The organism is Fluviicola sp., assembly GCF_039596395.1.
GTDB lineage: Bacteria > Bacteroidota > Bacteroidia > Flavobacteriales_D > Crocinitomicaceae > Fluviicola.
Window position 1 is genome coordinate 400,759 of sequence record NZ_JBCNJT010000003.1, and the last position, 25,755, is coordinate 426,513.

General features: G+C 43.3%; 26 protein-coding genes and 1 riboswitch. Of the genes, 20 read left to right on the top strand and 6 right to left on the bottom strand.

Features of this window, described 5'->3' with window-relative positions; translation table 11 throughout:
• The first annotated feature begins 177 nt into the window (after positions 1–177).
• Positions 178–1,734 (top strand): FAD-dependent protein, encoded by a 1,557-nt coding sequence (locus tag ABDW02_RS16960; protein WP_343636651.1) that lies wholly within the window; start codon positions 178–180, stop codon positions 1,732–1,734.
• On the opposite strand, the gene ABDW02_RS16965 is transcribed toward ABDW02_RS16960, so the two are convergent.
• Together ABDW02_RS16965 and ABDW02_RS16970 are read right to left on the bottom strand one after the other, a co-directional pair.
• A complete protein-coding gene (locus ABDW02_RS16965) occupies positions 1,735–2,694 on the bottom strand; it encodes a tetratricopeptide repeat protein (RefSeq protein ID WP_343636653.1) in 960 nt (319 codons plus the stop codon).
• 3 nt (positions 2,695–2,697) lie between these two features.
• Positions 2,698–3,378 (bottom strand): RNA methyltransferase, encoded by a 681-nt coding sequence (locus ABDW02_RS16970; RefSeq protein WP_343636655.1) that lies wholly within the window; start codon positions 3,376–3,378, stop codon positions 2,698–2,700.
• Between the two features lie 147 nt (positions 3,379–3,525).
• On the opposite strand from ABDW02_RS16970, the gene ABDW02_RS16975 reads away from it, so the two are divergent.
• From ABDW02_RS16975 to ABDW02_RS17010, 8 genes are all read left to right on the top strand, one after another.
• Positions 3,526–6,372, top strand: coding sequence for a BamA/TamA family outer membrane protein (locus tag ABDW02_RS16975; RefSeq protein ID WP_343636657.1), 2,847 nt, complete (start codon positions 3,526–3,528; stop codon positions 6,370–6,372).
• Positions 6,373–6,664: 292 nt separating this feature from the next.
• Positions 6,665–7,738 carry a class II fructose-bisphosphate aldolase gene (gene fbaA, locus ABDW02_RS16980; protein ID WP_343636659.1) on the top strand — a complete coding sequence of 358 codons (1,074 nt, stop codon included), beginning with the start codon at positions 6,665–6,667 and terminating at the stop codon, positions 7,736–7,738.
• A 9-nt stretch (positions 7,739–7,747) separates the two neighbouring features.
• Positions 7,748–8,593, top strand: coding sequence for an acetyl-CoA carboxylase, carboxyltransferase subunit beta (gene accD / locus ABDW02_RS16985; protein ID WP_343636661.1), 846 nt, complete (start codon positions 7,748–7,750; stop codon positions 8,591–8,593).
• Between the two features lie 42 nt (positions 8,594–8,635).
• Complete coding sequence (locus tag ABDW02_RS16990; protein WP_343636663.1) at positions 8,636–9,196, top strand: HutD family protein; 561 nt, start codon at positions 8,636–8,638, stop codon at positions 9,194–9,196.
• Between the two features lie 195 nt (positions 9,197–9,391).
• Positions 9,392–10,315, top strand: a complete 924-nt coding sequence (locus tag ABDW02_RS16995) for a hypothetical protein (RefSeq protein WP_343636665.1) — start codon at positions 9,392–9,394, stop codon at positions 10,313–10,315.
• A gap of 10 nt (positions 10,316–10,325) precedes the next feature.
• Complete coding sequence (locus ABDW02_RS17000; protein ID WP_343636667.1) at positions 10,326–10,829, top strand: hypothetical protein; 504 nt, start codon at positions 10,326–10,328, stop codon at positions 10,827–10,829.
• Between the two features lie 187 nt (positions 10,830–11,016).
• Positions 11,017–11,286, top strand: coding sequence for a 30S ribosomal protein S15 (rpsO, locus tag ABDW02_RS17005; protein WP_144333364.1), 270 nt, complete (start codon positions 11,017–11,019; stop codon positions 11,284–11,286).
• Between the two features lie 288 nt (positions 11,287–11,574).
• A complete protein-coding gene (locus ABDW02_RS17010; RefSeq protein ID WP_343636669.1) occupies positions 11,575–13,725 on the top strand; it encodes a polyribonucleotide nucleotidyltransferase in 2,151 nt (716 codons plus the stop codon).
• 76 nt (positions 13,726–13,801) lie between these two features.
• Here ABDW02_RS17010 and ABDW02_RS17015 read toward each other — a convergent pair whose 3' ends face one another.
• On the bottom strand, positions 13,802–15,388 hold the full coding sequence (locus tag ABDW02_RS17015; RefSeq protein ID WP_343636671.1) for a T9SS type A sorting domain-containing protein: 1,587 nt from the start codon (positions 15,386–15,388) through the stop codon (positions 13,802–13,804).
• A gap of 47 nt (positions 15,389–15,435) precedes the next feature.
• On the opposite strand from ABDW02_RS17015, the gene ABDW02_RS17020 reads away from it, so the two are divergent.
• Entirely contained in the window at positions 15,436–15,825 is a 390-nt protein-coding gene (locus tag ABDW02_RS17020; RefSeq protein ID WP_343636673.1) for a diacylglycerol kinase family protein, read from the top strand.
• Entirely contained in the window at positions 15,810–16,478 is a 669-nt protein-coding gene (locus tag ABDW02_RS17025; protein ID WP_343636675.1) for a DUF1361 domain-containing protein, read from the top strand. Before ABDW02_RS17020 ends, ABDW02_RS17025 begins: the two co-directional genes overlap by 16 nt.
• Here ABDW02_RS17025 and ABDW02_RS17030 read toward each other — a convergent pair.
• Positions 16,475–16,948: a hypothetical protein gene (locus ABDW02_RS17030; protein WP_343636677.1), complete on the bottom strand. Its 474-nt coding sequence runs from the start codon at positions 16,946–16,948 to the stop codon at positions 16,475–16,477. The genes ABDW02_RS17025 and ABDW02_RS17030 overlap by 4 nt on opposite strands.
• A 10-nt stretch (positions 16,949–16,958) precedes the next feature.
• Positions 16,959–17,453, bottom strand: coding sequence for a hypothetical protein (locus ABDW02_RS17035; RefSeq protein ID WP_343636679.1), 495 nt, complete (start codon positions 17,451–17,453; stop codon positions 16,959–16,961).
• 93 nt (positions 17,454–17,546) lie between these two features.
• Positions 17,547–17,641, top strand: a riboswitch (TPP riboswitch).
• A gap of 42 nt (positions 17,642–17,683) precedes the next feature.
• Between ABDW02_RS17035 and thiS the strand changes: the two genes are divergently transcribed.
• The 9 genes from thiS (at position 17,684) to ABDW02_RS17080 (ending at position 25,181) form a co-directional block, all read left to right on the top strand.
• Positions 17,684–17,887, top strand: a complete 204-nt coding sequence (gene thiS, locus ABDW02_RS17040) for a sulfur carrier protein ThiS (protein ID WP_343636681.1) — start codon at positions 17,684–17,686, stop codon at positions 17,885–17,887.
• Positions 17,888–17,947: 60 nt separating this feature from the next.
• Positions 17,948–18,301, top strand: coding sequence for a four helix bundle protein (locus tag ABDW02_RS17045; RefSeq protein WP_343636683.1), 354 nt, complete (start codon positions 17,948–17,950; stop codon positions 18,299–18,301).
• Between the two features lie 66 nt (positions 18,302–18,367).
• On the top strand, positions 18,368–20,215 hold the full coding sequence (gene thiC, locus ABDW02_RS17050; protein WP_343636685.1) for a phosphomethylpyrimidine synthase ThiC: 1,848 nt from the start codon (positions 18,368–18,370) through the stop codon (positions 20,213–20,215).
• A gap of 171 nt (positions 20,216–20,386) precedes the next feature.
• Positions 20,387–21,001: a thiamine phosphate synthase gene (locus ABDW02_RS17055; RefSeq protein WP_343636687.1), complete on the top strand. Its 615-nt coding sequence runs from the start codon at positions 20,387–20,389 to the stop codon at positions 20,999–21,001.
• Positions 21,002–21,007: 6 nt separating this feature from the next.
• The gene (locus ABDW02_RS17060; protein WP_343636689.1) at positions 21,008–21,766 is read left to right on the top strand and encodes a hydroxymethylpyrimidine/phosphomethylpyrimidine kinase; all 759 of its coding nucleotides are present in this window, start codon (positions 21,008–21,010) and stop codon (positions 21,764–21,766) included.
• Positions 21,756–22,385: a thiamine phosphate synthase gene (gene thiE / locus ABDW02_RS17065; RefSeq protein WP_343636691.1), complete on the top strand. Its 630-nt coding sequence runs from the start codon at positions 21,756–21,758 to the stop codon at positions 22,383–22,385. The genes ABDW02_RS17060 and thiE overlap by 11 nt, the downstream gene beginning before the upstream one ends.
• Positions 22,378–23,142 (top strand): thiazole synthase, encoded by a 765-nt coding sequence (locus tag ABDW02_RS17070; protein WP_343636693.1) that lies wholly within the window; start codon positions 22,378–22,380, stop codon positions 23,140–23,142. The genes thiE and ABDW02_RS17070 overlap by 8 nt, the downstream gene beginning before the upstream one ends.
• A 139-nt stretch (positions 23,143–23,281) precedes the next feature.
• The gene (gene thiH / locus ABDW02_RS17075) at positions 23,282–24,478 is read left to right on the top strand and encodes a 2-iminoacetate synthase ThiH (RefSeq protein ID WP_343636695.1); all 1,197 of its coding nucleotides are present in this window, start codon (positions 23,282–23,284) and stop codon (positions 24,476–24,478) included.
• Positions 24,471–25,181, top strand: a complete 711-nt coding sequence (locus ABDW02_RS17080) for a HesA/MoeB/ThiF family protein (RefSeq protein WP_343636697.1) — start codon at positions 24,471–24,473, stop codon at positions 25,179–25,181. The genes thiH and ABDW02_RS17080 overlap by 8 nt, the downstream gene beginning before the upstream one ends.
• Before the next feature lie 19 nt (positions 25,182–25,200).
• On the opposite strand, the gene ABDW02_RS17085 is transcribed toward ABDW02_RS17080, so the two are convergent.
• On the bottom strand, positions 25,201–25,755 hold the full coding sequence (locus tag ABDW02_RS17085) for a hypothetical protein (RefSeq protein WP_343636699.1): 555 nt from the start codon (positions 25,753–25,755) through the stop codon (positions 25,201–25,203).

Sequence of the window (25,755 nt, forward strand, 5' to 3'; positions counted from 1 at the left end):
GTAAGAAAATAAGAACGCAAAGGTTAAAATCATTGATAACACCTCTTTTTTCTTTTTCTCTTTGCGGTAAAAACGAGAAGGGCCCTGCTGAAGGCGAAAATCTGGTCCCATAAAACTTTACGCTCTTTTTCTCTTTGCTGTAAAAAGAAAATATCTTTGCAGCAGAATCCTTTTTGAATGCAGGTACAATTCCAATTTTCTCCGGAAGAAGCAAGAGATGAACAATTCATCCGCTCGGCTATTTCCCGCGAATTAAAACTTCCTATCGATTCCTTTGCGTATAAATGGCACAAACGTTCCATCGATGCCCGTAAACGCGATATTAAGATCAATGCCAGTTTTGAAGTGTTCCCGGATGGAGTTATTCCGCCGTTTGAACCGGAATTCAACCCGCAAAAAGTAACGGAAGATTCGAAAACAGTTCACATTATCGGTGCCGGGCCCGCAGGTTTGTATGCCGGTTTGAGAGCATTGGAACTCGGCTTGAAACCCATTGTTTTTGAACGGGGAAAAGACGTGCGTTCCAGGAGACGCGACCTGGCAAAGCTCAATAAAGAACACATCGTAAACCCCGAATCCAATTATTGTTTCGGAGAAGGCGGTGCGGGAACGTATTCGGACGGGAAGTTGTATACGCGTTCCAAAAAGCGGGGAGATGTGATGCGTGCCCTGAAGTGGTTTGTCCATTTTGGTGCTCGCGAAGACATCATTGTAGATGCACACCCGCATATCGGAACGAACAAGTTGCCCCAAATCATCGTTTCCATGCGCGATTGTATCCGCGAATACGGAGGCGAAGTGCATTTTGAATCGAAGCTCACAGATATCAGTATTACAAACGGCGAAGTTGAGGCGATTACCATCAACGGAGATCAAACGATTCCCTGTAAGGCATTGGTGCTGGCAACCGGACATTCGGCGCGTGATATTTTTTACCTGTTAAAAGAAAAACAAGTCGCTATCCAGGCCAAAGCATTTGCCCTGGGAGTCCGGGTAGAGCACACGCAGCAAATCATCGACGAAATCCAATACCACGGACGCCACAACGACTGGTTCCTGCCTCCGGCATCTTATGCCCTGGTAACGCAGGTTGCAGATCAGGGAGTTTACTCGTTCTGTATGTGTCCGGGTGGAATTATTGCGCCCTGTGCAACGGAGAACGGGGAAGTGGTAACCAATGGCTGGTCGCCTTCCAAACGCAATAACCCCACAGCCAATTCGGGGATTGTAGTAAGTGTAGAACCAACCGAATTGCCGGGTTATTCCCCGGAAAATTCGTTGGTGAGCCTGGAATTCCAGCAAAAAGTAGAACAGGATTGCTGGAGAGCAGCGGGAAGTACGCAAGCTGTTCCGGCTCAGCGCCTGAAGGATTTTGTGGAAGGAAAGAAGTCGAAAGATTTCCCGAGAACCTCTTATCAGCCGGGAATTGTTTCCGTGGACCTAAATACGGTTTTACCCGATTTTATTGCGAAAAGGTTGCGCCAGGCTTTCAAGGATTTCGATCGTAAAATGCGCGGTTTTTTGACGAATGATGCGGTGCTGCACGCTCCTGAATCACGTACATCCAGCCCGGTTTCTGTTCCCCGCGACAGTGAAACCTGTATGAGCGTCAATACCAAAGGATTGTTTCCGTGCGGAGAAGGTGCGGGCTACGCCGGCGGAATTATTTCTGCAGCTATCGACGGGATGAAATGTGTTGATGCGGTGAAAGCGTATTACGATTTGAATGCGTAATTATTTATCCAGTTCTTCCGCAAATTTCAAATCTTCTTCCATCAATTTGGTTTCGCCCAATTCCTTGTAAATGTCGGCACGCATTCTCAAAAGTGTCGGCGTTGGATAAACCAATTGTAGCAAAAGGTTGATATCGCCGAGTGCTTCCGGGAATTTTTTCGCAGCCATGTAAACCTGTGTCCGGTTGTTCAGCGAAGTTGTCAGAAATGGATTGTAGGAAAGCGCTTTGTTGAGGTCATCCAGTGCGCCGGTTCCGTCATTGTTGGAAATTTTGATCTGCGCCCGTTTGTCATACGCTTCTGCATAGCGCGGATCGATCTGAATGGCTTTGTTGATTGCGGATAAAGCCTTTTTGTTGTCGCCCATGCGGTAATAGCAATAACCGATGTTGTTCCAGGCTTCCTTGTAAAGCGAATCCTTGGTCAGAATCGTCTTGAAATGACTGATGGCTTTATCGAAATGTTCCAGTTTTGATTCGCAGTAACCCAGGTAAAGAAGCTGGGAAAGGTCGTCCGGATTGTGTTTCAGTAAAAGCAGCAAATCGGCCTTGCAGGCTTCGTAATTCCCGGTTTTATAGTACAAGGTTGAACGGTCATTGATGGCTTCATAATAATCCGGTTTGAGCGCGATTGCTTTGTTGATATCCACGATTGCCTGCTGCAAGTCTCCTTTTTCGTAGTTTACTTTTGCACGCGATTTATAGGTGGAAGCCTCAGCCGGTTTCAGGGAAAGATACTTGTCGATATCCTGCAGTGCTCCGTCGAAATCTCTGAGTAAATTCCGGTAATAACCTCTTTGAAGGTAAGCTTCCGCATTGTTACTGTCGGCCTTGATGCGGTTATTGGCAATGCGCACCGATAATCGGTAGGAGGCGTATTTACTGGTGTCGGGAGTTTGCTCGAATTGGGCGAACAGCTGAAACGAACTGCAAATAAAAAGGAGTGTGTATATGAACTTCATGATTTATTGAATGATTTCTGCCAGCAAAATGGCTGTTGCAGTGGCTACATTGAGCGATTCTGCTTCCCCGAAACGCGGAATGGTTACCGGAACATCGATCAGTGCTTCAATCTCCGGACGGACACCTTTTCCCTCATTTCCCATGATCAGGATTCCGTCTTTCGGATAATCGATTGTTTTATAATTCGTTCCGTTCAGCATGGCACCGTATTTTTGCTGCGGACTGTTCTTCAAATAGCTTGCCAGATCCGTATAATGGACCGGAATGCGGTAAATTGCTCCCATGGAGGATTGGATCACTTTCGAATTGTAACAATCCACCGTGTCTTTGGAACAAACAACCTGTTTCACCCCGAACCAATCGGCTAATCGCAGGATTGTTCCCATATTTCCGGGATCCTGGATTCCGTCCAGAACAATGGTAAATGCATCGTTCAATAACCCCGTGTCGGGGCGTTTAAAAACAGCCATGCATTTATTGGGAGTTTTCAATTCGGAGATTTGTTCTAACTCCTTTGTTGTAACCGTAAAAGTTTTGGAATGGAACTGGCCCGGAATTTGCTCGGAGAATGCTTCCAGTGAAACGACCAATTCTAAATGCGAGGCAAAGGCAGAAAGTCCTTCAAGTACTGATTTTTCGCCTTCCACAACGAAAAGCATTTCCTGGTCCCGGTTTTTTTTCAACTGCAGGGATCGGATCCATTTTTGTTTAGCTTTAGAAAGGGCTTCCACTTTTTTTTGTCAAACATACCAAATTCGCGTCTTTTAAATGAATTTTTGTTTTGGTTTCTTATTTTTGTCTGTATGTTGAGGGGATTGGAACAACTTAAGTTGAAGCACTTATTCGTATTATTTGCGCTGGCCTTTGCTGTTCAGGGGTGTTTGTCCACCAAACTGGTCCCGGAAAACAAACACCTGCTCAAGAAAAATAAGTTCAAAATAGAAGGGGATAAGATCAGCACCTCAGAGGTGGAAGACGTTCTCAAACAAAAACCGAATTTAAGAGTACTAGGAATCCCGTTCCGGTTGAAATTGTATAATTCCATTGACAGTGCACGAACAGAACGCGGAAGAATCCGCAAATTGGACCGCCTGAATGCCAAAAATGTCAAAAGGACCAAACGCGAGATCCGCATCAATGAAAAAAGAAGACAGCGGGCAATCCGCAGAGGAGATCCGGACTATATCTACAAAAAGATCAAGCTGAAAGATACGCTCGATCCGAATTTGACCCTGAGACAATTGATCAAATACAAATTCGGGGAAGCACCCGTGATAGCAGATACGGGAGCTATGTCGCGTTCACTCACCCAGGTTCAGGCCTACATGCACTCGAAAGGGTATTTTTACGCGGAAGTCAGCGGTCATTTTGATACGATCCACCGCATGCTGAATAAGCAAAAAACGAAGAAAAAAGTCATTGCGAATTACGAGATCAAAACCGGGATCCGCATTTACATCGATACCGTTAAACTGCTGTGTAAAAACCCTGTGATGCAGGACGAGTTCCAACGCTACATCCAGAAGGAATCGGATAAGAGCGGGCTGAACCCGGATTTCAAGGCGAGTATTATTGATAAAAAAGTTGTAAATATTCCTTTCGATGCCGATAAGTTCAGTGCCTATCGCGGAGAATTTGCCCGTTACATGCGCGACAAAACGTATTATGGGTTCGTGGAATCGAACGTGACTTTCAAGGCGGATACCTCACGTGCAACGAACTCAAAGAACAAAGAGTTGAAAATGACCTTCACCGTTGTGATCGGAGACCGCGTGATCCAGGACGAGGACAATCCGAGACTGGTGAGATACATTCCGCATGTTTCCACGAAAGTGGAAGATGTTTATTTCCATTTTTCGGATACCAGCAATTTCAAGGGGAATTTCAGACAAACGGTAGCGGAAAAAGGATTGGAGTTGAAAGAAAACGGTTTCATCATATCATTGGATTCCCTGGTATATCGCAAAGTCCGCAAAAAAGTGGAAGATCCGGTTGCCAAAGAATTGGGGCTTCCGAGAAGCCAGCGGGTTTACCTGAAGAGCAATGTGGATTTTACCCTGTCGGGAAAGGCGAAAGACAGTGTGGACTATGATCCGAACCGCGTTGCGATCTTCTATTACAACGGGAAGCCTTTTGTAAGTCCGACCCTTATCGAAGCGCAGAACTACCTGGAAAACGATAATTATTACAAAGAATATTACCTGGAACGTTCTTTCACCCGTTTGGTGCAATTGAACCTGTTTTCTGTCATTAAACCGGAGATCCGTGAAACTTATCCGGGAAGTGGTATCGTCCGGGTTCATTATTACCTGGTACCGGCAACGAAACAAAGTTTCAGTTTTGAACCTCGCGCCAAGAACTCCAACGGATTCCTGGGATTAAGTGCTTCTTTGAACTACACGAACAGGAATATTTTCCGGACCGGAACGAACTTTATTTTCTCGGTTTCGGGAGGTTTTGAATCCAACCCGAGTGTATTCGGTAAAGACGACAAAGGAAATACCATCAAAACGCAGGGAAGAAGTTTCAACACTTTTGAATTCGGTCCTTCTGCAAAACTCGATATTCCAGGGCTTTTCCCATTCGGGGTAACCATTCTCGGAAAAAGACAGCGTCCGCGTACGGAACTCTCTGCTGCATACAATTACCAGCAGCGCCCGGATTTCATCAGAAGCGTTTTACAGTTCAATTACCTGTATAAATTCCTGGTCGGAGACGGGAAAACACAATCCGTTTCCTTCGGTTTACCTTTCGCATCGGTGATTAAATATGTTTCTTTGAATCCGAAACCAGATTTTACGGAGAAACTAAACCAATTGAATGACCTGTTCCTGAAAAATGCTTACCGCGATCAGTTTATCTGGGAAGATTTCAAATTGACATTTGACTTTGACAACTTGCTGAAAACACGTAAAAAGTTCCCGAAACTTCGTTTGACTTATTCCGGAAGTTTTTCTATTGCAGGGAATTTGTTGAATGCCATTACGTCCATCAATCCGAGTTACGATACACTCGGACACAAATTATTCTTTGGAATTCCATATTCACAGTTCTCGGTTATCGACAATAAAGTAGTGGCGTATTATAAAACGGGAAAACACAGTTTGATTGCCTTCAGAACCATGGCAGGAGTTGGTTTCCCGATGAAAAACTCCCCGACTTCCCTTCCTTACGATTACTCCTTCTTTGCCGGGGGATCGAATGACAACCGGGGATGGGCAGCGAGAACACTTGGTCCGGGTGCTTACCAGGGTTTACTGGATCCTTACCAGGTTGCCACGCAAATCGGGGATATCCGTTTCAACGCCTCATTGGAATACCGTTTTGGTTCGGGAGGAATTTTGAATCACGGCTTGTTTGTAGATGCGGGGAATATCTGGACAAGGAATAACGATGTGAACCGTCCGGGCGGACAAATCTCTGCGCGTTTCCTGAAAGAACTGGGTGTTTCCGTAGGTTACGGACTTCGTTTCGACTTCAACTATTTCGTCCTTCGATTTGACTTGGGGCTTCCGATCCACGATCCGGGCTTCCCGACAGGCGAGCGCTGGATTTTCTCGAAGAAAACCGAATTCTACAGTCTGGCCGAACAAGTTTACGGGCCGAGCTACCGCGATGAACTTCCGAGATACCTGTACCAATTGCGTTTGAACTTCGGTATCGGTTTCCCATTCTAGGTTTGAGCAGAACGACAAGGCACATAAAGCACACAAGGATAATTTATTGATTTGATTTTATGACTTATTTGTAATGAGTAAAACAAAAAATCGATGTCAAACAAAATGAGTTCAGCAGCCCTGAGTTTGTCACTACAATTATAATTCCTTGTGGTCTTCCTGTTCTTCGTGGTGAGAAACCTTGCTGCTGCGCGCATCTTTGGGAAATAAAAAGCGTTCAGACAATATTCTTATTTTGAACAGGTGTTATTCGGTGCTTTTCATTACTTTTACACCCCAAATAATGACTAAAATGGCTTATTCAATTAAACCCGGAGTTGCTTCCGGAGATGAGGTTCAGGAAATTTTTCGTTATGCGAAAGAAAAAGGATTTGCACTTCCGGCAGTCAATGTAACAAGTACTTCTACAGTCAATGCAGTAATGGAAACAGCTGCGAAGTTAAACTCCCCGGTGATCATTCAATTCTCTAATGGCGGAGCACATTTCTTTGCAGGAAAATCCTTGTCGAATAAAGATGAGCAGGCTGCTATTTTAGGAGGTATTTCCGGTGCGAAACACGTTCACGCTTTGGCAGAAGCCTATGGTGTAACCGTGATTCTTCATACAGACCATTGTGCGAAAAATTTGCTTCCGTGGATGGATGGTTTGCTGGATGCCGGTGAAAAATTCTATCAGGAAACGGGAAAACCATTGTACTCTTCCCACATGCTGGACCTTTCCGAGGAACCGATCGAAGAAAACATTGAGATCTGTAAAAAGTATTTGGCTCGTATGAGCAAAATCGGGATGACCCTGGAAATTGAATTGGGAATTACAGGTGGAGAAGAAGACGGAGTAGATAACAGCGATGTGGATTCTTCCAAATTATATACACAACCGGAAGAAGTGGCATATGCTTACGAAGAACTGATGAAAGTAAGCCCACGCTTTACGATTGCGGCTGCATTCGGGAATGTTCACGGGGTATACAAACCGGGTAATGTGAAACTGACTCCGAAAATCTTGTTGAACTCACAGAACTACGTGCAGGAAAAATTCAATACGGGACACAATCCGGTTGATTTCGTATTCCACGGAGGTTCCGGTTCAACAGTAGAAGAAATCCGCGAGGCAATCGGGTACGGTGTGATTAAGATGAACCTGGATACAGACCTTCAGTTTGCATTTACGGAAGGAGTTCGCGATTATGTGACTTCTAAAATTGATTATTTGAAAACACAGATCGGTAACCCGGAAGGAGACGATGTTCCGAATAAGAAATACTACGATCCGAGAAAATGGCTGCGTGAAGGAGAATTGACATTTGTGAAGCGCCTTGAAAAATCGTTTGAAGATTTGAATAACATAAACACATTGAATAAATAAGAGAGTGATATGAGTTGGTTTAAACGTTCCAAAGAAGGTATTACTACCTCAACGAAAGATAAGAAAGAAACTCCGGAAGGTTTGTGGAATAAGTGTTCCCGTTGTAAAACATTGTTTACGCACGACGACCTGGAGAAAAACAACTACGTGTGCGACCGTTGTTCACACCACGAGCGCATCGGTTCCGAGCAGTACTTCAAAATCATTTTTGATGAAGGGAAATACACGGAGATCAACGAGAAAGTAACTTCAGGTGACCCGTTGGAATTCGTTGATACGAAAAAGTACACAGACCGGATTAAAGCTACACAAAAATCAACAGGTTTAAAAGATGCTATCCGCACAGCTTATGGAGATTTGAACGGATTCCCGTTTGTAGTTGCTGCAATGGACTTTACGTTTGTTGGTGGATCCATGGGATCCGTAATGGGAGAGAAGATTGCCCGCGCAATTGACAAGGCAATCGAATTGAAAGCACCGTTTATGATCATCTCAAAGTCAGGAGGTGCACGTATGATGGAAGCAGGATTTTCGTTGATGCAGATGGCGAAAGTGTCCGGTAAACTGGGACAATTGGCAAGCCACAAGCTTCCTTATATTTCGTATCTGACAGATCCGACAACGGGTGGTGTTACCGCTTCATTTGCGATGCTGGGAGATATCAATATTGCAGAGCCGGAAGCATTGATCGGATTTGCGGGGCCGCGCGTAGTAAAGGAAACAATCGGACGTGATCTTCCGGATGGCTTCCAGACTTCCGAGTTCGTTTTAGAGCATGGTTTCCTGGATTATATCATCAATCGAACAGAATTAAGAGAAAAATTAGGACATTCCCTGAAACTTTTCAGATCATAATACGTTAATCCTCCTGACTAAACAGGAGGATTTTTTTTTACTATGAAAATACTGACAGAGACTGATTTTTTAAGTTCAAAATGGAGTGGGGGCACGAGTACCCAATTGTTTATTTCGCCGGAAGGAGCAAGCCTGGCGGAACGTAATTTTGACTGGAGGATTAGTTCGGCAGTAGTAGAAATAGAGGTATCTGATTTCTCGCCCTTCGAAGGATATGAGCGCATTTTAATACCCCTGAAGGGACAGCTGAAAATGGAGCATCAAACTCCCAACGGGGTTATTCATCAAAATGTGAATGAATTTCAGTTGGCGCGTTTCAGCGGTTCCTGGCCTACCAAAGGAACGGGAAAGCTTACGGATTTCAATGTGATCTTCAGGCCCAATTACCACCCGAAAGTCCACGTGATTGATTTTCCAGAGGAAACCCTTTCAACACTGGGAGAAACTATGGGTGTTGTTTTTCTGCAGGAAGGAAGCTGCCGGATCAAAGACCAATTATTCCATGCTCCTGTTTTGCTGGTAAATGATCAGCATGAGGCACTGGAAATACGTTATTCGGCGTATTCCCGGATTATTTCCGTTGAAATGGATTTAGTAGGTTGATTTCCCGGATAATTCGCGAAAATTACCTGCCGAATCAATTATTTAAGCCGGATTTCCTTTAAAAATGCATTGTTCAATGAAATAGTATGAATATTCATTTGTTCAGAAAATATTTTCATCAGGAGTTACCGAATATGGATGAAAAGTATATATTCGTTCTACTGGAAACTATTACAGAACTAAAGACGCATTACCTTGAACAAATTAATTGGCATACTCACTTTTTTCTTTTTGCTTACCAATGTCAGCTGGTCTGCAAAAGTTAGGGAAGCAGATACGTTGAATAAACTGGATGCTTACGGTAAAAGAACGGGCTACTGGGTTGTTGACGAGGAAAATGATGGGACTACACTGGATAGTAAAACCAAAAGAAAAGAAGGAAGATACATTAAAGGCCGTAAGTTCGGTGCCTGGATCTGTTATTATCCGGATGGAAAAACTCCGAGACTGATCGGGGAATATTTGGATAACAGACCCGGAGGTGCTTATTTCCGCTTCGATAAAAAAGGAGAATTGCTTCAGGCAAGTACAGTTCCGAGAAAAATCTCCCAATCCCAGAATTTAGAAGTACACAACGGTTTGTTTGATTGCCGCATGATGTTCCACAACCGTGAAATGGTTGCCGGACAGGTTTTCTTCGCAAAACGCGCGTTTAGTGTTCCTTATTCTTACCAGTTCTGGGTGGAAGAATCCTTGAATCAGAACCAGTCTGAAAATGCACATGTAAACTTTGTGTGGTTGTCACAAAACTACCCGCAATTGTATTCGACTTATTTGAATGTAAGAACACCGCATAAAGTAACGGTTGAGAATCCGGAAATCCAAAACGTGGTAAGCAAGATCGAGCGTATCCAGGATTCAAACACCAATAACTCTCACGTACGCAATTCCATGATGAATGCACCCTTTGTTCATGCACCGCGTGTGGCGAAAGGAGCAACGTTCCAACCGAACGGGTTCAACAAATTGTATACGACATCCGATGAAATCTGGATTGACGGACAATTCAAGAACGGACAGTTGAAAGACGGAAAAGTATTCGTGTATGACCACGACGGCGTCTTGCTGAAAGTGCGTATCTTCAAAGATGGAATGTACGTCTCCGATGGAGGGCTTTAATTAGCTGCGAATGAATAATTTCGAATTCCGGATTATTCTTTTCGCTTTTCCATTCATTTTTCTCTGCAATTTTATCTCCCATTCCCAGGAGAATTACCGCTGGTTTGGCCGCAAATATGCTTTGTATGTTTCAGCCGGTTATATGAATGGCAAACGCCTGGTTTCAGGTCTTGAGATCTACCCGAAAGATTCGGTAAACCGGGAAATACACGTGAAATTGGAAATCCTGGAGAACTGGAAAATAGTGGATTCCGCCGCATTTGATTTATACCTTGATACTTCCAGGCTGGAATTCATCGCAGTGGATGACAGGAAATACGAAGCGATTCAATACCGTTCGAAAGACAACACTGTTCGGGTCAACTTTGAGAAACCTGAGAAGCATGAATCAATACTCGAAAACGGAATGGAATGGGTCTACTGGAGTTGTAATTACGCAACGGTAAATTATGCTTCAACTTATAACCGGTTCAAAAAATACCGGAAGGTGCTGAAGGTTTATTATGAAAAGTAGCCTTTTCAATGATTAATTATGAATGAGCTAATTATCAAACGCATTTTACTGGACAATTTGTAGATTTTGAATGGGTAATTACATCTAATTTGGCATTCGCAATCCGAAATTCAGAATTATGTGTTATATTTGCACCGTAATTCCAAAAGTTGGAGTTCTACATAATAATCATTCAAGTAATATTGGCATGTATTTAGATTCAGCAAAAAAGAAAGAAATCTTCGCTAAACACGGAGGTTCAGAGACAAACACAGGTTCAACAGAAGCACAAGTTGCTTTGTTTACATTTCGTATCGCTCACTTAACGGAGCATTTGAAAAAGAACCGCAAAGATTACGGAACACAAAGATCTTTGCAATTGTTGGTTGGTAAACGTCGTAGTATGTTAGATTACCTTAAGAAAAAGGATATCGAGAAATACCGTGCGTTGATCAAAGAATTAGGTTTACGTCGTTAATTCGAAAACAACGGTGGCAGAGCGGAGTCGAAGCCACGGTGTTTTTGTGACAAAATATTAAAAGGGGGGCTTGTCGGAATGATCCGGTGTCCCCCTTTTTGGTTTATTCGAAAGGATAATAGTAGGTACGCAATGCATCGCGTGCGTGCTGAACACAAAGCATGGATAAAATGGTGGGGACGCGATGCATCAAAGATTGATGTTTGCTGGAACACAAACAGGGTGGGGACGCGATGCATCGCGTCCGTACACAGAATAGAAGGCTTTATAAATAAGTAATAGATAAATATGAATATAGGAATCAAAAAGTCCATCGTTACTGGCGGGAAAGAAATTTCCATCGAGACCGGAAAATTGGCGAAACAAGCCGACGGGTCAGTAGTGTTACAAATGGGCAACACGGTGCTTTTGGCAACAGTAGTTGCAGCACCAGAGGCAAAAGAAGGAGTAGATTTCCTTCCGTTAACGGTAGATTACCGTGAAAAATATGCAGCAGCAGGGCGTTTCCCGGGAGGTTTCTTCCGCAGAGAAGCTCGTCCGTCTGAAGCAGAAATTTTAATCATGCGTTTGGTGGACCGCGCTTTGCGTCCGTTATTCCCGGATGATTACCACGCTGAAGTTCAGTTGATGATCCAGTTGTTGGCTTACGATGGTGTAAACAACCCGGATGCATTGTGTGGTTTGGCAGCTTCTGCAGCAATTGCAGTTTCTGATATCCCATTCAACGGGCCAATGTCTGAAGTACGTGTAGGTCGTGTAAACGGTGAGTGGATCGTGAACCCTACTATGGAAGAAATGAAATCTGCCGATATCGATTTGATGATCGCAGGTACCATGAAGGATGTGAACATGATCGAAGGAGAGTTCAAGGAAATCTCTGAATTGGAAATGGTTGAAGCAATCAAGATCGGACACGCGGCTATTAAAGAGCAGTGCCAGTTCCAGTTGGATCTTGCTGGATTGATCCCAACAGCTAACCCGAAACGCGAATACTCCCACGAAGTACATGATGAAGCTGTAAAAGCGAAAGTGTACGAACTGGCAATGGAAAAGTGTAAAGAGGTTGCCCGTCAGGGTATTGCAAATAAAGCGAAACGCACAGAATTATTCGATGCGATCAAAACAGAAGTAAAAGCAGCGTTCACAGAAGAAGAATTGTTGCTGGTTGGCGGATTCATTTCTACTTACTTCTCCGAAGTGAAGAAAAAAGCGGTTCGTTGGGTGATGTTGCACGAACAATTGCGTTTGGATGGCCGTAAATTTGACGAAATCCGTCCGATTTGGGCTGAGGTGGATTACTTACCGATGGTTCACGGATCTTCTGTATTTACACGCGGGGAAACTCAGTCATTGACAACATTGACCCTGGGTGGTAAAATGGACGAGCAATTGATCGACGGAGTTACTTTCCACGGAACAGAGAAATTCTTATTGCATTATAACTTCCCTCCGTTCTCTACAGGAGAAGCGAAGCCATTGCGCGGAACTTCCCGTCGTGAGATCGGGCACGGAAACCTGGCATTGCGTGCATTGAAGCCGGTTTTACCGGAAGATAACGCATACACGATCCGCTTGGTATCGGATATTTTGGAATCAAACGGTTCGTCTTCCATGGCGACAGTTTGTGCCGGTACGCTGGCATTGATGGACGGTGGTGTTCAGATCAAAGCTCCGGTATCCGGTATTGCAATGGGATTGGTTGCTGATGATGGTAAATTCGCAGTATTGTCTGATATCTTAGGAGACGAAGATCACCTGGGAGATATGGACTTTAAAGTAACCGGAACGGCAAAAGGAATCACAGCTTGTCAGATGGATATCAAAGTAGACGGATTGCCATACGAAGTATTGATCCAGGCATTGGATCAGGCTCGTGCAGGTCGTTTACACATCTTGAACAAAATCGTTGAGACCATCGCGAAACCGAACCCGGATTTCAAACCGCAAACTCCTCGTATCGAAGCATTCAATGTGCCAAACGATATGATCGGAGCAATCATCGGGCCTGGAGGAAAAATCATCCAGGGAATCCAGAAAGACACGAATACAACCATTACCATCGAAGAATTGGAAACAGGTGAAGGCCGTGTTCAGATCATGTCCAATAACGGAGATGATATGAAAGCAGCGGTATCCCGTATCCGTTCAATCGCATTCCCTCCAACTGTTGAAGAAGGTGCGGAATACGAAGGAAAAGTGAAAGCAATCAAAGATTTCGGTGTATTCGTAGAAATCCTTCCGGGAACAGACGGATTGATCCACATTTCGGAGTTCTCTCATGAGAAAGTAGCGAAGATGGAAGACGTAGTAAAAGAAGGTGACGTATTGAAGTTTAAAGTAGTCGGAAAAGATCCGAAAACGAAAAAATGGAAATTGTCCCGCAAAGTGTTATTACCGAAACCGGAAAAACCGGCTGCTGAAGCTCCAAAAGCTGAGTAATTTAGAACAGCATAAAGTAAAAGCCCTGACGATTAATCGTCAGGGCTTTTTTAGTTCATAAGAAAATGAATCTTATTTATTCTACGATCAATTTTTCCACTGCAATCACATTTCCAGCTTGGTCCAGGAGCTGCACAAAGTACATTCCGGCCTCCTGTGGTGCGTTGAAAACGGATTTGTCTATTGCCGCATTTTCCATGATTTTTCCGGAAAGTGACAGGATTTGAATCGTATGTCCGGATTCTTTTTCCATTGCGAGATCGACTTTTTGTCCTTTTACGGCAGGGTTTGGATAGAGAAGAAGGTTTGTTTTGGTAGTTTCTTTGAGTTCGAGACTATTGAGACAAGTCAATGTCATAGACACATCGTTGGTTATGGTAAATATTGGTGTATAGTTACTAATATTACCGATGTCTTCAATTAAAATTTGTTCATTAGAAATACTACTAGGATAAACTGTGAGTTCTAAAAGTGAATTATTAAAAGTTGTATTATCAAAGCATCCCATCTGATCATTTTCAAGATTCAAATAAATCATGGAATTAGAATGATCCAAGAAATTCATAGTTTCATTAGCATAAATTGGAAGCCCTGATATTTGTATTTGATTTTCATAGTGAGTGTTTTCTATTGAATTATTAAATAAATTCATTTTGAGTCTAAATCCCCTACAATCAACAAATTCAATAGAATCGTCGTTTATCACATTATATGCGAATGGGTAGCATAAATCAATATTATATTTGTATGATAATAAATTACCATTTGGATCGACATTAGCAATATACGTTGAACTATCACCGGTTCCGATAATACAATAATTGCCATTGGGTAATATAGCTCCTACTTTGGGATGGCTATAATAATCAATACTCCATTTTTTTGCCCAATTAACTTCTAATTCAGAATCTAATTTTATAATTGTTGGATTATTACTAGCCTTCATGGTTATTAAATAACCTCCATCGGGTGTTGAAATAGTTGAAAATCCTGGATTTTTACCATCACCACCATTTTGACTTTGAATACTTTTTGAAAAGATGAGATTTCCATCTGTATCCAATTTGGATAGAAAAAGCCTATCAACTGGAGTTAATGTTATTGTAATTTCATCTTGTTCATTTATTGATAAGGGATTTGAATTTGAGCCGTAATCTGTCCAATAGGAAGGATATGAAAGAATTTTACCCCAAATAACATTTCCATTAGGTGTCATTTTCAGCACAATACAGAAATCATTATAAGTGGATTGGATACAAATAATGATATCATTAGATAAATTACAAGTAGCCATAGCTGTCTTGTGGGGTAGAAAGTTTTCAGAAAAGACAAGGTTTTTTTTCCAACCAGATTGTCCATTTTTAGGTAGGTAGCTAATGGAACAAGTTAATGGATAATCGAAATTATTTACGGTGATATTAGAATAGTAAATTCCATTGTTATGAGAAAGGAAATAATCGTAATGAGAGGGAAATATCCCATTCAAATGATAAGCTGCTTGCTGTCCAAAGGATAAATTTGAAACAAGAAACAAAAAGAAAAGTAGGTTTTTCATAGTGGGTGATTTTAATGTTGTCTCAAAGATGTATTCAAAATCAAAAGGTTGGAATTCACCTTTTTTAAAGCAGGGCATTTTATTTTTCCCAATAAATCCTAATTCCACAATATCCCGGATTCCTTGCGTTCCTGTACAAAGTCAATACATAGTCTATGGGATCATCCAAACGATTTTCACTTTCCGAACGCATCAAAAGCTTTCAATATGCTTATGCAGGTTTAAAAACACTGTTTGCGGAGGAACACAATGCACGGATCCATTTGGTGGCTGCTGTTCTTGCAATTGTTCTGGGTTTTGTACTGAACATTTCCTTCAATGAATGGATGGCTTTGGTCATTGTAGCGGGGCTGGTCTTTATCTGTGAATTATTCAATACGTCACTGGAAGCACTGGCCGATTTCGTTTCGCCGGAAAGACATCCTCAAATCAAGAAAGTAAAAGACCTGGCTGCTGCAGCCGTATTGATCAGTGCTGTTTTGGCGCTTATAACCGGAATACTCATTTTCTTACCTAAAATCATCGCATCATGTACAAACAACTAATCAAAACCAATCAATTCCGGATTTCCCTGTTTATGGGAATTCTATCCTTATTCTGCTTCGGATTATCCCTTTTCAGGGTGGAATTTTCCGGAACACGCCATTTCCTGTTCTTAAACTGGAACCTGTTCCTGGCATTTGTTCCCTGGCTGTTTACAATGATTCTCACGATGAGTCTCCATTTGCAGAAAAGCCGTTTGGCAGTTTTCGGAATGCTCGGAGTTTGGCTCTTGTTTTTCCCGAATGCATCTTACATTCTGACGGATTTATTCCATCTGAGCCACCATTCTTCCATGCCGATCTGGTTTGACCTCGTTTTGATTTTGTCTTTTGCATGGACAGGCCTGCTGTTTGGTTTCCTGAGTTTGTGGAACCTGGAAGAACTGATGGAGCAATTCCTTTCTAAAAAAGTGATCACTGGGCTTTCGGTCTTTTTATTGTTTGTAGGCAGTTTCGGTATTTACATCGGGAGATACCTGCGCTGGAATAGTTGGGATATTTTGCATCATCCGACGCGGCTCATGGGCGATGTGGGCGATCGCATTCTGAACCCATTTGATCACACCCGGACGTGGGGAGTAACTATTTTCATGGGCTTATTCCTGACAATGCTGTATTTTACCTTCCGATTTTTGAGAAGAGAACGGGAGCATTAATAGGAAATTCTGGCGTGTCCTTCCGTAATTTGAATGGTATCTGAATGTGAATTATCTTCCAGCATTTCGAATTCAAAGTCACATTCCATTTGTTTTAAAATGGTGTCGTTCGAAAGAACAGTAAGATTTCCGTGATTTACAACATAAACCAATTGATCGGAGATCATCATAAACTGAATAACGTCATCTATACCGCCCTGGTATTCATAAGTTCCGGGAAGCAGGTTTTTCTTAATTCCGACTTGGTAAAAGTTACCGGTTTCACCGATTGTTCCGGCTGTTACTCCGATCCATACCGTATTAGAGGATGCGTCAGGAGAATCGGTAGTGTACAAAACACCGTCTTGTTTCAAGCTGAATGAATCCACGAATACGGTTGCGTCTGATTTCGGCTTTTCCTCTTTTTTCTTTTTGCAAGCTCCAAATACCAGGAAAGAAAGGCCTAAAAGGATAAAAAAGTAGTGTTTCATGATTTTTTAATCAATAATAAACCTTGAATTTGCCTTCTGTCACCTGGTAAGTCTGTCCGGTGTTTGGGTCTTCCAGTTCGAATTGGAATTTCATTTCCAGGATTCCCGCTGATGTATTTTGATTTGTGATCTGGAAAGTGCCGTCATTGATAGCATATAGTTCCAGGTTCGGCGAAGAATAAGAAAACCAGCAGCCATATTCTTCCACCAGTGTCTCGTAATCGTAAGTTCCCACAGGAATGTCCTTATTGATCATCATACTGTAAACATCTGCATTCGATTGGGTAGTTGCTGCGGCATATACTGAAACGGCATATTCGAAAGGATCGCTGACTTCCAGGTAAGCGGGATTGAATGCAATACCGTCCTTCTTCAGGAAAAAAGAATTGACCGTAGTAAAAGGATTTGTCGGGCCGGTAGCATTTGTCTTCGGTTTCGTTTCCGGTTTTTTACAGGAAGCAACCAATAATCCGGCAAATATAAGGAGTAAGAAGTTGATTTTCATGGCGTAAGTTTACTGCAAAATAGTGAACTTTCGACAGTTAGTCAACATTTAACAGTTTTCATTTTTAATTCGTTGCGATTCATTCTATCTTTATCATCGCTTTAGGGGTGTCTGCATACTGCGACTGAGAAATACCCTTTGAACCTGATTCGGTTTGTACCGACGTAGGGAAAAGTGAAATGGATACATTCTTTGTAGTCATTCCTAAAGTGCGTAAATTACCAATTGGAATGACAATATCAGTAAACAATCAAACACTCGAAGTAGCAGCTCAATCGATGCTTTCGAACATCGTTTTTCATCAGTTGGGGGAAAACTCAAAGGGAATTGCTGTGGCCGTAAACGGGCAGGTCATCCCGAAAGATTCCTGGCAGGAAACGCCTGTCAGCGAAAATGACGATATATTAATTATTAAAGCAACGCAGGGTGGATAACGGACTTCAGGATATTAAGATATCAGGATTTCAGGACTAGAAAATCTAAAAAGATTAAATATGATCAAAACGCACAATTTTAGAGAACTGCAGATTTGGAAAGAATCGATGTCTTTCGTGAAGTCAATTTATGTCCTGACAAATTCTTTGAAAATTGATGAAAAATTTGGTTTGATTTCTCAGATGAACAGATGCGCTGTTTCGATCCCCTCAAATATTGCTGAGGGCTCAGGCAGATCCTCTGAAAAGGAATTTATCCGCTTTTTAGATATTGCAATTTCGTCATCTTATGAATTAGAAACCCAATTAATATTAGTTGGTGAAATTTATCAAATCCCAACAGAAACGATTGTTGATCAACTTACAATTATCCAAAAGAAAATAGGAGCATTTAAACGAACACTAAATAATTAATAGGGCAACTACATATTTAAGTCTTAAGATCCTGAAATCATGTAGTCCTAAAATCCAATAAAAGAAATGAAAAAAGCAGACAAAACACCCGAAGCCGGAAGTATCACCACAGGTGCTATCTCAGGCTCAAAAAAAGTATACGTAAAAGGGAAGATCCACGATATCCAGGTGGCTATGCGTGAGATTACTCTGACGCAAACCAAACATGCAAACGGGAAACTGGAGGAAAATGCTCCGGTAACTGTTTACGATACAGGTGGTGCCTACACGGATGACAATGCAGTGATTGACGTGCGTAAAGGATTGCCTCGTTTACGCGAGCAATGGATCCTGGACCGCGGAGATGTGGAAGAGTTGCCGGAAGTAAGTTCCGATTACGGAAAAGAGCGCAAGAACGATGCGAAACTGGACGAATTGCGTTTCGAACACATCAGCAAACCTTTGCGTGCAAAGCCGGGAATGAATGTTTCCCAGTTGCATTACGCAAAACAGGGAATTATCACACCGGAAATGGAATACATTGCCATTCGTGAGAACCAGCGCGTAGATGAATTGAAAAGCCAGCTGAACGGAAGTTATGAAATGCTGACCGCTCAGCACGCCGGGGAAAGTTTCGGGGCAAATACACCGAAAGGATACATTACACCGGAGTTTGTGCGTGATGAAATCGCGGCAGGCCGTGCAATTATCCCGAATAACATCAATCACCCGGAATCCGAGCCGATGATTATCGGCCGTAATTTCCTGGTGAAGATCAATGCGAACATCGGGAACTCTGCTGTTACTTCTTCCATCGAAGAAGAAGTGGAAAAAGCAGTTTGGGCTTGCCGTTGGGGGGCTGATACAATCATGGACCTTTCCACCGGGAAGAATATCCACGAAACACGTGAATGGATTATCCGCAATTCACCGGTTCCGATCGGTACTGTTCCGATTTACCAGGCTTTGGAAAAAGTAAACGGAATTGCAGAAGACCTGACGTGGGAAATTTTCCGTGATACGCTGATCGAACAGGCAGAGCAGGGAGTTTCTTACTTTACAATTCACGCGGGAGTATTGTTGCGTTATATTCCTCTGACTGCAAAACGCGTTACGGGAATTGTTTCCCGCGGTGGTTCCATCATGGCGAAATGGTGTTTGGCGCACCACAAAGAGAATTTCCTGTACACGCATTTCGAAGAGATTTGTGAGATCATGAAAGCGTATGACGTAGCATTTTCCCTGGGTGACGGATTGCGTCCGGGATCATTGGCGGATGCAAACGATGCGGCTCAGTTCGGAGAATTGGAAACTTTGGGCGAACTGACAAAAATTGCCTGGAAACACGATGTTCAGGTAATGATCGAAGGTCCGGGACACGTTCCGATGCACATGATCAAGGAAAACATGGACAAGCAGTTGAAAGAATGTCACGAAGCACCTTTTTACACGCTCGGGCCATTGACAACAGATATCGCACCGGGTTACGACCACATTACATCTGCTATCGGAGCGGCAATGATCGGTTGGTTCGGAACAGCCATGTTGTGTTACGTGACTCCGAAAGAACATTTGGGCTTACCGAACCGCAAGGACGTAAAAGACGGGGTAATTACCTATAAACTGGCGGCGCATGCTGCAGATTTGGCGAAAGGACATCCGGGAGCACAATACCGAGATAATGCTTTGAGCAAGGCACGTTTCGAGTTCCGTTGGGAAGATCAGTTCAACCTGTCTCTGGACCCGGATACGGCACGTGAATTCCACGATGAAACACTTCCTGCGGAAGGAGCGAAAGTAGCTCATTTCTGTTCGATGTGCGGTCCGAAATTCTGTTCGATGAAAATCACACAGGATATCCGCGATGCGGCAGAATCGGGAATGTTCGAAAAATCAGAGGAATTTAAAACCAAAGGAAGTCAGATTTATTCGTAAAGAAAATGTTCAAATGTTCAAATGTTCAAATGTTCAAATGTTCAAATGTTCAAATGTTCAAATGTTTCATTCTTTCAACAACATTGAACCTTCGGAGCTCGCAGAGCGAAGAAGATTTGAACCCTTTGAACCTTTTTGAACTTTTTAAACTTTGTTTGAACCCTTCAAGACATGTTGATCGTCCTTTCAGATAGCGATTTCAGATCCGGTGAGACAGCGCTTGTCAATCAACTCTTTCACGCCGGATTGGATTTGTTCCATATTCGAAAATACGGAGCAAGTGAAGAATCGCTGTTGAAATGGGTGAATGAGATTTCTGTAGAATACCGTTCGAAACTGGTTTTACATCACGATCATGAATGGGGGAAAAGTATCGGGCTGAACCGTTTTCATTATTCCGAAAGAGACCGCCAGAAGTGGGAATCGGAGAACTGGAACGGAGAAGCGCAGGAGTTTACTTATTCGACTTCCGTTCACAGTGTCGAAGCATATAACGAACTTCCGGACCATTTTGCCTATGCGTTTTTGAGTCCGGTGTTTGACAGTATTTCGAAAACCGAATACAAAGCTGTGGAGTTTGACCTCGGAAACCGAAGAAATAAAACCATGCGATTAATCGGTTTAGGGGGAATTCAGGCAGAGAATGTGAAGCAGGTAATCGAAATGGGATTTGACGGAGCAGCATTATTAGGGAGCATCTGGAATAATCCGGATCCCATCAATGAATTGAAATTGTGTAGAGACGTCCCGTACGTACGGGACGCCCCCAACAAATTGATATTTTAAATAAACATGAAATACAAACGTCCCATAGTTCTCAGCATGGCGGGTTTCGACCCCACGGGTGGAGCAGGTGTGCTTGCAGACGTGAAAACGTTTGAACAGCATCGCTGCCTGGGAATGGCCGTTCTGACTGCGAATACCAACCAAACGGAAAGCGAGTTCCTTTCGGTTGACTGGTTCGGTAAGCAAACAATTACTGCCCAGTTGCAGCCGCTTTTAAGCACTTACGAAATGGCAGCTGTGAAGATCGGGATTGTGCAAAACCTGGAAATCCTGCTGGAACTGGTTGCACTCGTAAGAAGAACCTTTCCGCGGATTCCCATCGTTTGGGACCCGGTTTTATCCGCTTCATCCGGTTTTGAACTGCATGATAGCTGGAATGAAGATTGGCTGAACCAGATTCTGGACAGCATCGATCTGATCACTCCGAATGTGCATGAAGTGAGAAGGATTGCCAAAATGGAGGATGAGATTGAGGCGGCTTTCCAACTGGCAAAACGGACGAATGTACTTTTGAAAGGGGGACACAGCGCTGTGCGTTTGGGAGTAGATCTGTTGTTTGAAGGTGGAATTCCACGGGAAATACCTTCGAAATCAGAGACTGCAAAACATCCTTCCAAACACGGTTCGGGATGCATCCTTTCCGCAGCAATTGCTTCCAGCCTGGCACTGGGAAAAAAATTACCGGAGGCTTGCCGGGAAGCAAAAGAATACATCGAAAAAAGACTTTCAAGTAACGAATATTTATTAGCATACCATGTTGAGTAAGATTCAGTACATATCTCACGGAGATACTGTCGAAGAACAAAAAAAGAATATTTCAAATGCGCTGGAAGCCGGTTGTAAAATGATACAGGTCCGGTTTAAAAAAGCTTCGCGGGAAGAATTCCTGGAAGTTGCTTCACAGGCCCGCATTTGGTGTACGTATGCAAATGCACTTTTGATCATCAACGATTCCATTGAAATAGCCAAAGCAGTAGATGCAGACGGTATTCATTTGGGATTGACGGATGATTCGATCGAAGAAGCACGTAAAGCTTTAGGATCTTCTAAAATTATCGGGGGAACAGCGAATACATTGGAGGATGTATTGCAGCGAATCCGTGAAAAGTGCGATTATGTAGGATTAGGACCATTGCGTTTTACTGCTACAAAAGAGAAGTTAAGTCCGCTTCTTGGTTTTGAAGGATACCAACGGATTACGAAAGAACTGGAATTAGCCGGACTATCGATCCCGATCTATGCAATCGGGGGAATTGTACAAAATGATGTGGAACTGTTGAAAAGAACAGGTGTTTACGGAATCGCCGTTTCGGGAATGATCTCGGAAGCACCGGACAGGGGAACATTGGTAAGTGAAATTGATCAAACATTGAATTATGCTTAAACTGGCAGATAAAGAATTAAAGTCGCGTTTGTTTTTAGGTACCGGGAAATTCGGTTCTTCCAAACAAATGGAACAAGCCGTGTTGGCTTCGGGTTCCGAATTGGTGACTGTGGCGTTGAAACGTGTGGATTTGGAGACCGAAACAGATGACCTGTTGGCTCATTTGAATCATAACCACATCAACTTATTGCCGAATACTTCCGGCGCAAGAAATGCGAAAGAAGCTGTTTTTGCGGCACAATTGGCACGCGAGGCCATGGAAACGAATTGGTTGAAACTGGAGATCCACCCGGATCCCAAGTACTTGCTTCCGGATCCTATAGAAACATTGAAAGCAACCGAAGAGTTGGCAAAATTAGGATTTGTGATCCTGCCGTACATTCATGCTGATCCTGTTCTGTGCAAGCGATTGGAAGATGCAGGAACAGCTGCTGTGATGCCATTGGGAGCACCGATCGGTACGAATAAAGGACTGAAAACCCTGGATTTTTTGGAAATTATCATTGAGCAAAGTCGTGTTCCTGTTATTGTGGATGCGGGAATCGGCTCTCCGTCGCATGCTGCACACGCCATGGAATTGGGGGCAGATGCTGTCTTGGTAAATACGGCAATTGCTGTTGCAAAGAACCCGGAAGAAATGGCTTTGGCTTTTAAAATGGCAGTGGAATCCGGAAGAATGGCTTATGAAGCCGGTTTGGGAGCAATTTCCCGTTCTGCAAATGCTTCCAGCCCGTTGACAGGATTTTTGAATATGTGAAATAATAATTGCCACCTCCTCTGACGGAGTCTGATACTCGTTAGAGTCGTCAGACCTTAATCCCTCCTCAAGGAGGGAAATTGAATTCGCCTCCTCCCTTGAGGGAGGATCGAGGAGGGGGGTAATATGAGGATTGATTATGAATTTCAAAGAAATATTCGCTGAAACAAATTGGGACGAAATAAAGTCTTCCATTTACAGCAAAACAGCTGCAGATGTAGAGCGTGCCTTGTCTGCCGGGAAACGAACCTTGGAAGATTTCAAGGCATTGATTTCTCCGGCTGCCGAACCTTACCTGGAACAGATGGCGCAGGAAAGCAATGCACTGACCCAAAAACGTTTTGGAAAAACCATTCAGCTTTATACACCGATGTACCTGAGCAACGAATGCAACAATATTTGTACTTATTGCGGGTTCAGTTTCGACAATAAGATCCGTCGTAAAACGCTGACGGATGACGAAATCCTGCAGGAAGTTGCTTACTTGAAGGAACGTGGATTCAATCATATTTTGCTGGTTACGGGTGAAGCGAACCATACGGTTCACGTGCCTTATTTCAAGCGGGTCATGGATTTGATCCGGAATGAATTTGCCAACATTTCGATCGAAGTACAACCTCTGGATGAAGCCGAATACGGTGTTTTACATGAGGCCGGGGTGTATTCCGTTTTGGTTTACCAGGAAACGTATCACCAGGAAGTATACAAAGCATATCACCCGAAAGGGAAGAAATCGAATTTTGAGTACCGTTTGGACACACCCGACCGTTGTGGAAGAGCGGGAATTCACAAGATCGGTTTAGGTATTTTACTGGGCCTGGAAGACTGGCGTACAGATTCGTTTTTCTGCGCGTTGCATTTAGACTATTTGCAGAAAACGTACTGGCAAACCAAGTACTCGATCTCTTTCCCGAGAATGCGCCCGGCAGAAGGAATCATTGAACCCAATGTGATAGTTGGCGACCGGGAATTGGTACAGCTGATCTGCGCTTACCGCCTGTTCAATGAAGATGTGGAATTATCCGTTTCTACCCGCGAATCGGAACATTTCAGAAACCATGTCATTCCTTTGGGAGTTACCACCATGAGCGCCGGTTCGAAAACCAACCCGGGAGGATATGTCGTTGAGCCTGAATCCCTGGAGCAATTTGAAATTTCGGATGAACGCCCGGTGGAGGAAATCGCTGAACTAATCCGGAAACAAGGTTACGAAGCCGTTTGGAAAGACTGGGACAGAAGTTATTCTTTTTCCTCCCTTGAGGGAGGACCAAGGAGGGTGGCTGACAATTTAGGGGATGAAGGAGTTTCCAATAAAGAAAGAACTTCTCATGTTTAGTTCCAACGAATCAAAACGCTACACCAAACAAACAATCCTGGATGAGGTGGGATTGTTAGGCCAGGCAAAGCTAAAAAACGCAAGAGTTGTGGTTATTGGTGCCGGAGGTTTGGGTTGTCCGATCGTGCAGTATTTGTCTGCATGTGGTGTAGGAACAATCGGCATTGTGGATTTTGATGTGATCGAACATTCGAATTTACACCGCCAGGTTTTGTACGGTCCCGAAGATGTGGGGGAGAAGAAAGCGGAAGTAGCTAAAGAACGGGCGTTGGCCCAAAACCCCGATACGCAAATAGAGCTTTTTGATTGTGCACTCACGGATGAAAATGCAGCATTCATTTTGTCACAATTCGATTTGGTGATCGATGGCTGTGATAATTTCCTGACGCGCTATACGGTAAATGATACTTGTGTGGAATTGGGAAAATCATTGGTCTACGGAAGCATTCTCGGTTTCCAGGGACAGTTGGCGGTTTTCAATCACCGGGGAAGTAAAAACCTGCGGGATTTATTTCCGGAGCCTCCGAACGCAGAAGATGTTCCGAATTGCTCGGATAACGGTGTTTTAGGAGTTGTTCCGGGAGTGATCGGAACATTGATGGCCAATGAAGCCTTAAAATGCATCCTGGAATTGGAGATCAATCTCAATATCTTTCACATTTTCGATCTGTTGAGTCTGGAAATGACGAAACTGAGGTTTTAACCAAATAGATTCTATGTGGTCAATCCACTGCTTCCATCGTTTCATTATCTCCGCTCTGGCTTTCCAGACGCAACCAATACTGTGTTTTGGAACTACCGTTTCGCACTTCAATAGCATCCGGAATATTCTGCTCGAAGAAATACGTAATCTCATTACCGGGCAAAAAGACTTCGAAGGCTGAGTGAGGAGCTATTTCATAATCACCGTCGGCATGCACGCTGTTCGCATTATCCGTGTAAATAACCTCTTCCAGGATTAATTTGAATTCGGATTTATTAATGATGGTAACATCATCAAAGCGGTTTGGAGAAACAGAGATGGTTTTCCCGTTACCCAAAGCCTGTTTGGTGCTTCCCATCAGGTAGTATTCCTCGTAAATCAGGTCCCTGTCAATGATGTAAACTTTGGAGCAGGTCAACTGAACGGCGCTGAAGCCAATTACTCCGGCGAGGATGCTGATCACCGTTTTCTTCTTTTGCTCCAGGTGCTGTTTGATTAGGTAAAAACAGATTGCAAATAAAGCGATCCCCGCAGCAAACTTGAAAATTAAAAAAGCAGTAGTTGAAATCAGCAT

Bases quoted from the DNA above. Each gene is read 5' to 3' on its own strand.
- thiH (WP_343636695.1), top strand. From the start codon at position 23,282: ATGAATTTCAAAGAAATATTCGCTGAAACAAATTGGGACGAAATAAAG.
- thiS (WP_343636681.1), top strand. From the start codon at position 17,684: ATGACAATATCAGTAAACAATCAAACACTCGAAGTAGCAGCTCAATCG.
- ABDW02_RS17020 (WP_343636673.1), top strand. From the start codon at position 15,436: ATGGGATCATCCAAACGATTTTCACTTTCCGAACGCATCAAAAGCTTT.
- accD (WP_343636661.1), top strand. From the start codon at position 7,748: ATGAGTTGGTTTAAACGTTCCAAAGAAGGTATTACTACCTCAACGAAA.
- ABDW02_RS17070 (WP_343636693.1), top strand. From the start codon at position 22,378: ATGCTTAAACTGGCAGATAAAGAATTAAAGTCGCGTTTGTTTTTAGGT.
- fbaA (WP_343636659.1), top strand. From the start codon at position 6,665: ATGGCTTATTCAATTAAACCCGGAGTTGCTTCCGGAGATGAGGTTCAG.
- thiC (WP_343636685.1), top strand. From the start codon at position 18,368: ATGAAAAAAGCAGACAAAACACCCGAAGCCGGAAGTATCACCACAGGT.
- ABDW02_RS17080 (WP_343636697.1), top strand. From the start codon at position 24,471: ATGTTTAGTTCCAACGAATCAAAACGCTACACCAAACAAACAATCCTG.
- ABDW02_RS17055 (WP_343636687.1), top strand. From the start codon at position 20,387: ATGTTGATCGTCCTTTCAGATAGCGATTTCAGATCCGGTGAGACAGCG.
- ABDW02_RS17030 (WP_343636677.1), bottom strand. From the start codon at position 16,948: ATGAAACACTACTTTTTTATCCTTTTAGGCCTTTCTTTCCTGGTATTT.
- ABDW02_RS17035 (WP_343636679.1), bottom strand. From the start codon at position 17,453: ATGAAAATCAACTTCTTACTCCTTATATTTGCCGGATTATTGGTTGCT.
- rpsO (WP_144333364.1), top strand. From the start codon at position 11,017: ATGTATTTAGATTCAGCAAAAAAGAAAGAAATCTTCGCTAAACACGGA.
- ABDW02_RS17010 (WP_343636669.1), top strand. From the start codon at position 11,575: ATGAATATAGGAATCAAAAAGTCCATCGTTACTGGCGGGAAAGAAATT.
- ABDW02_RS16960 (WP_343636651.1), top strand. From the start codon at position 178: ATGCAGGTACAATTCCAATTTTCTCCGGAAGAAGCAAGAGATGAACAA.
- ABDW02_RS17045 (WP_343636683.1), top strand. From the start codon at position 17,948: ATGATCAAAACGCACAATTTTAGAGAACTGCAGATTTGGAAAGAATCG.
- ABDW02_RS17025 (WP_343636675.1), top strand. From the start codon at position 15,810: ATGTACAAACAACTAATCAAAACCAATCAATTCCGGATTTCCCTGTTT.
- ABDW02_RS17060 (WP_343636689.1), top strand. From the start codon at position 21,008: ATGAAATACAAACGTCCCATAGTTCTCAGCATGGCGGGTTTCGACCCC.
- ABDW02_RS17000 (WP_343636667.1), top strand. From the start codon at position 10,326: ATGAATAATTTCGAATTCCGGATTATTCTTTTCGCTTTTCCATTCATT.
- ABDW02_RS17085 (WP_343636699.1), bottom strand. From the start codon at position 25,755: ATGCTGATTTCAACTACTGCTTTTTTAATTTTCAAGTTTGCTGCGGGG.
- ABDW02_RS16965 (WP_343636653.1), bottom strand. From the start codon at position 2,694: ATGAAGTTCATATACACACTCCTTTTTATTTGCAGTTCGTTTCAGCTG.
- ABDW02_RS16990 (WP_343636663.1), top strand. From the start codon at position 8,636: ATGAAAATACTGACAGAGACTGATTTTTTAAGTTCAAAATGGAGTGGG.
- thiE (WP_343636691.1), top strand. From the start codon at position 21,756: ATGTTGAGTAAGATTCAGTACATATCTCACGGAGATACTGTCGAAGAA.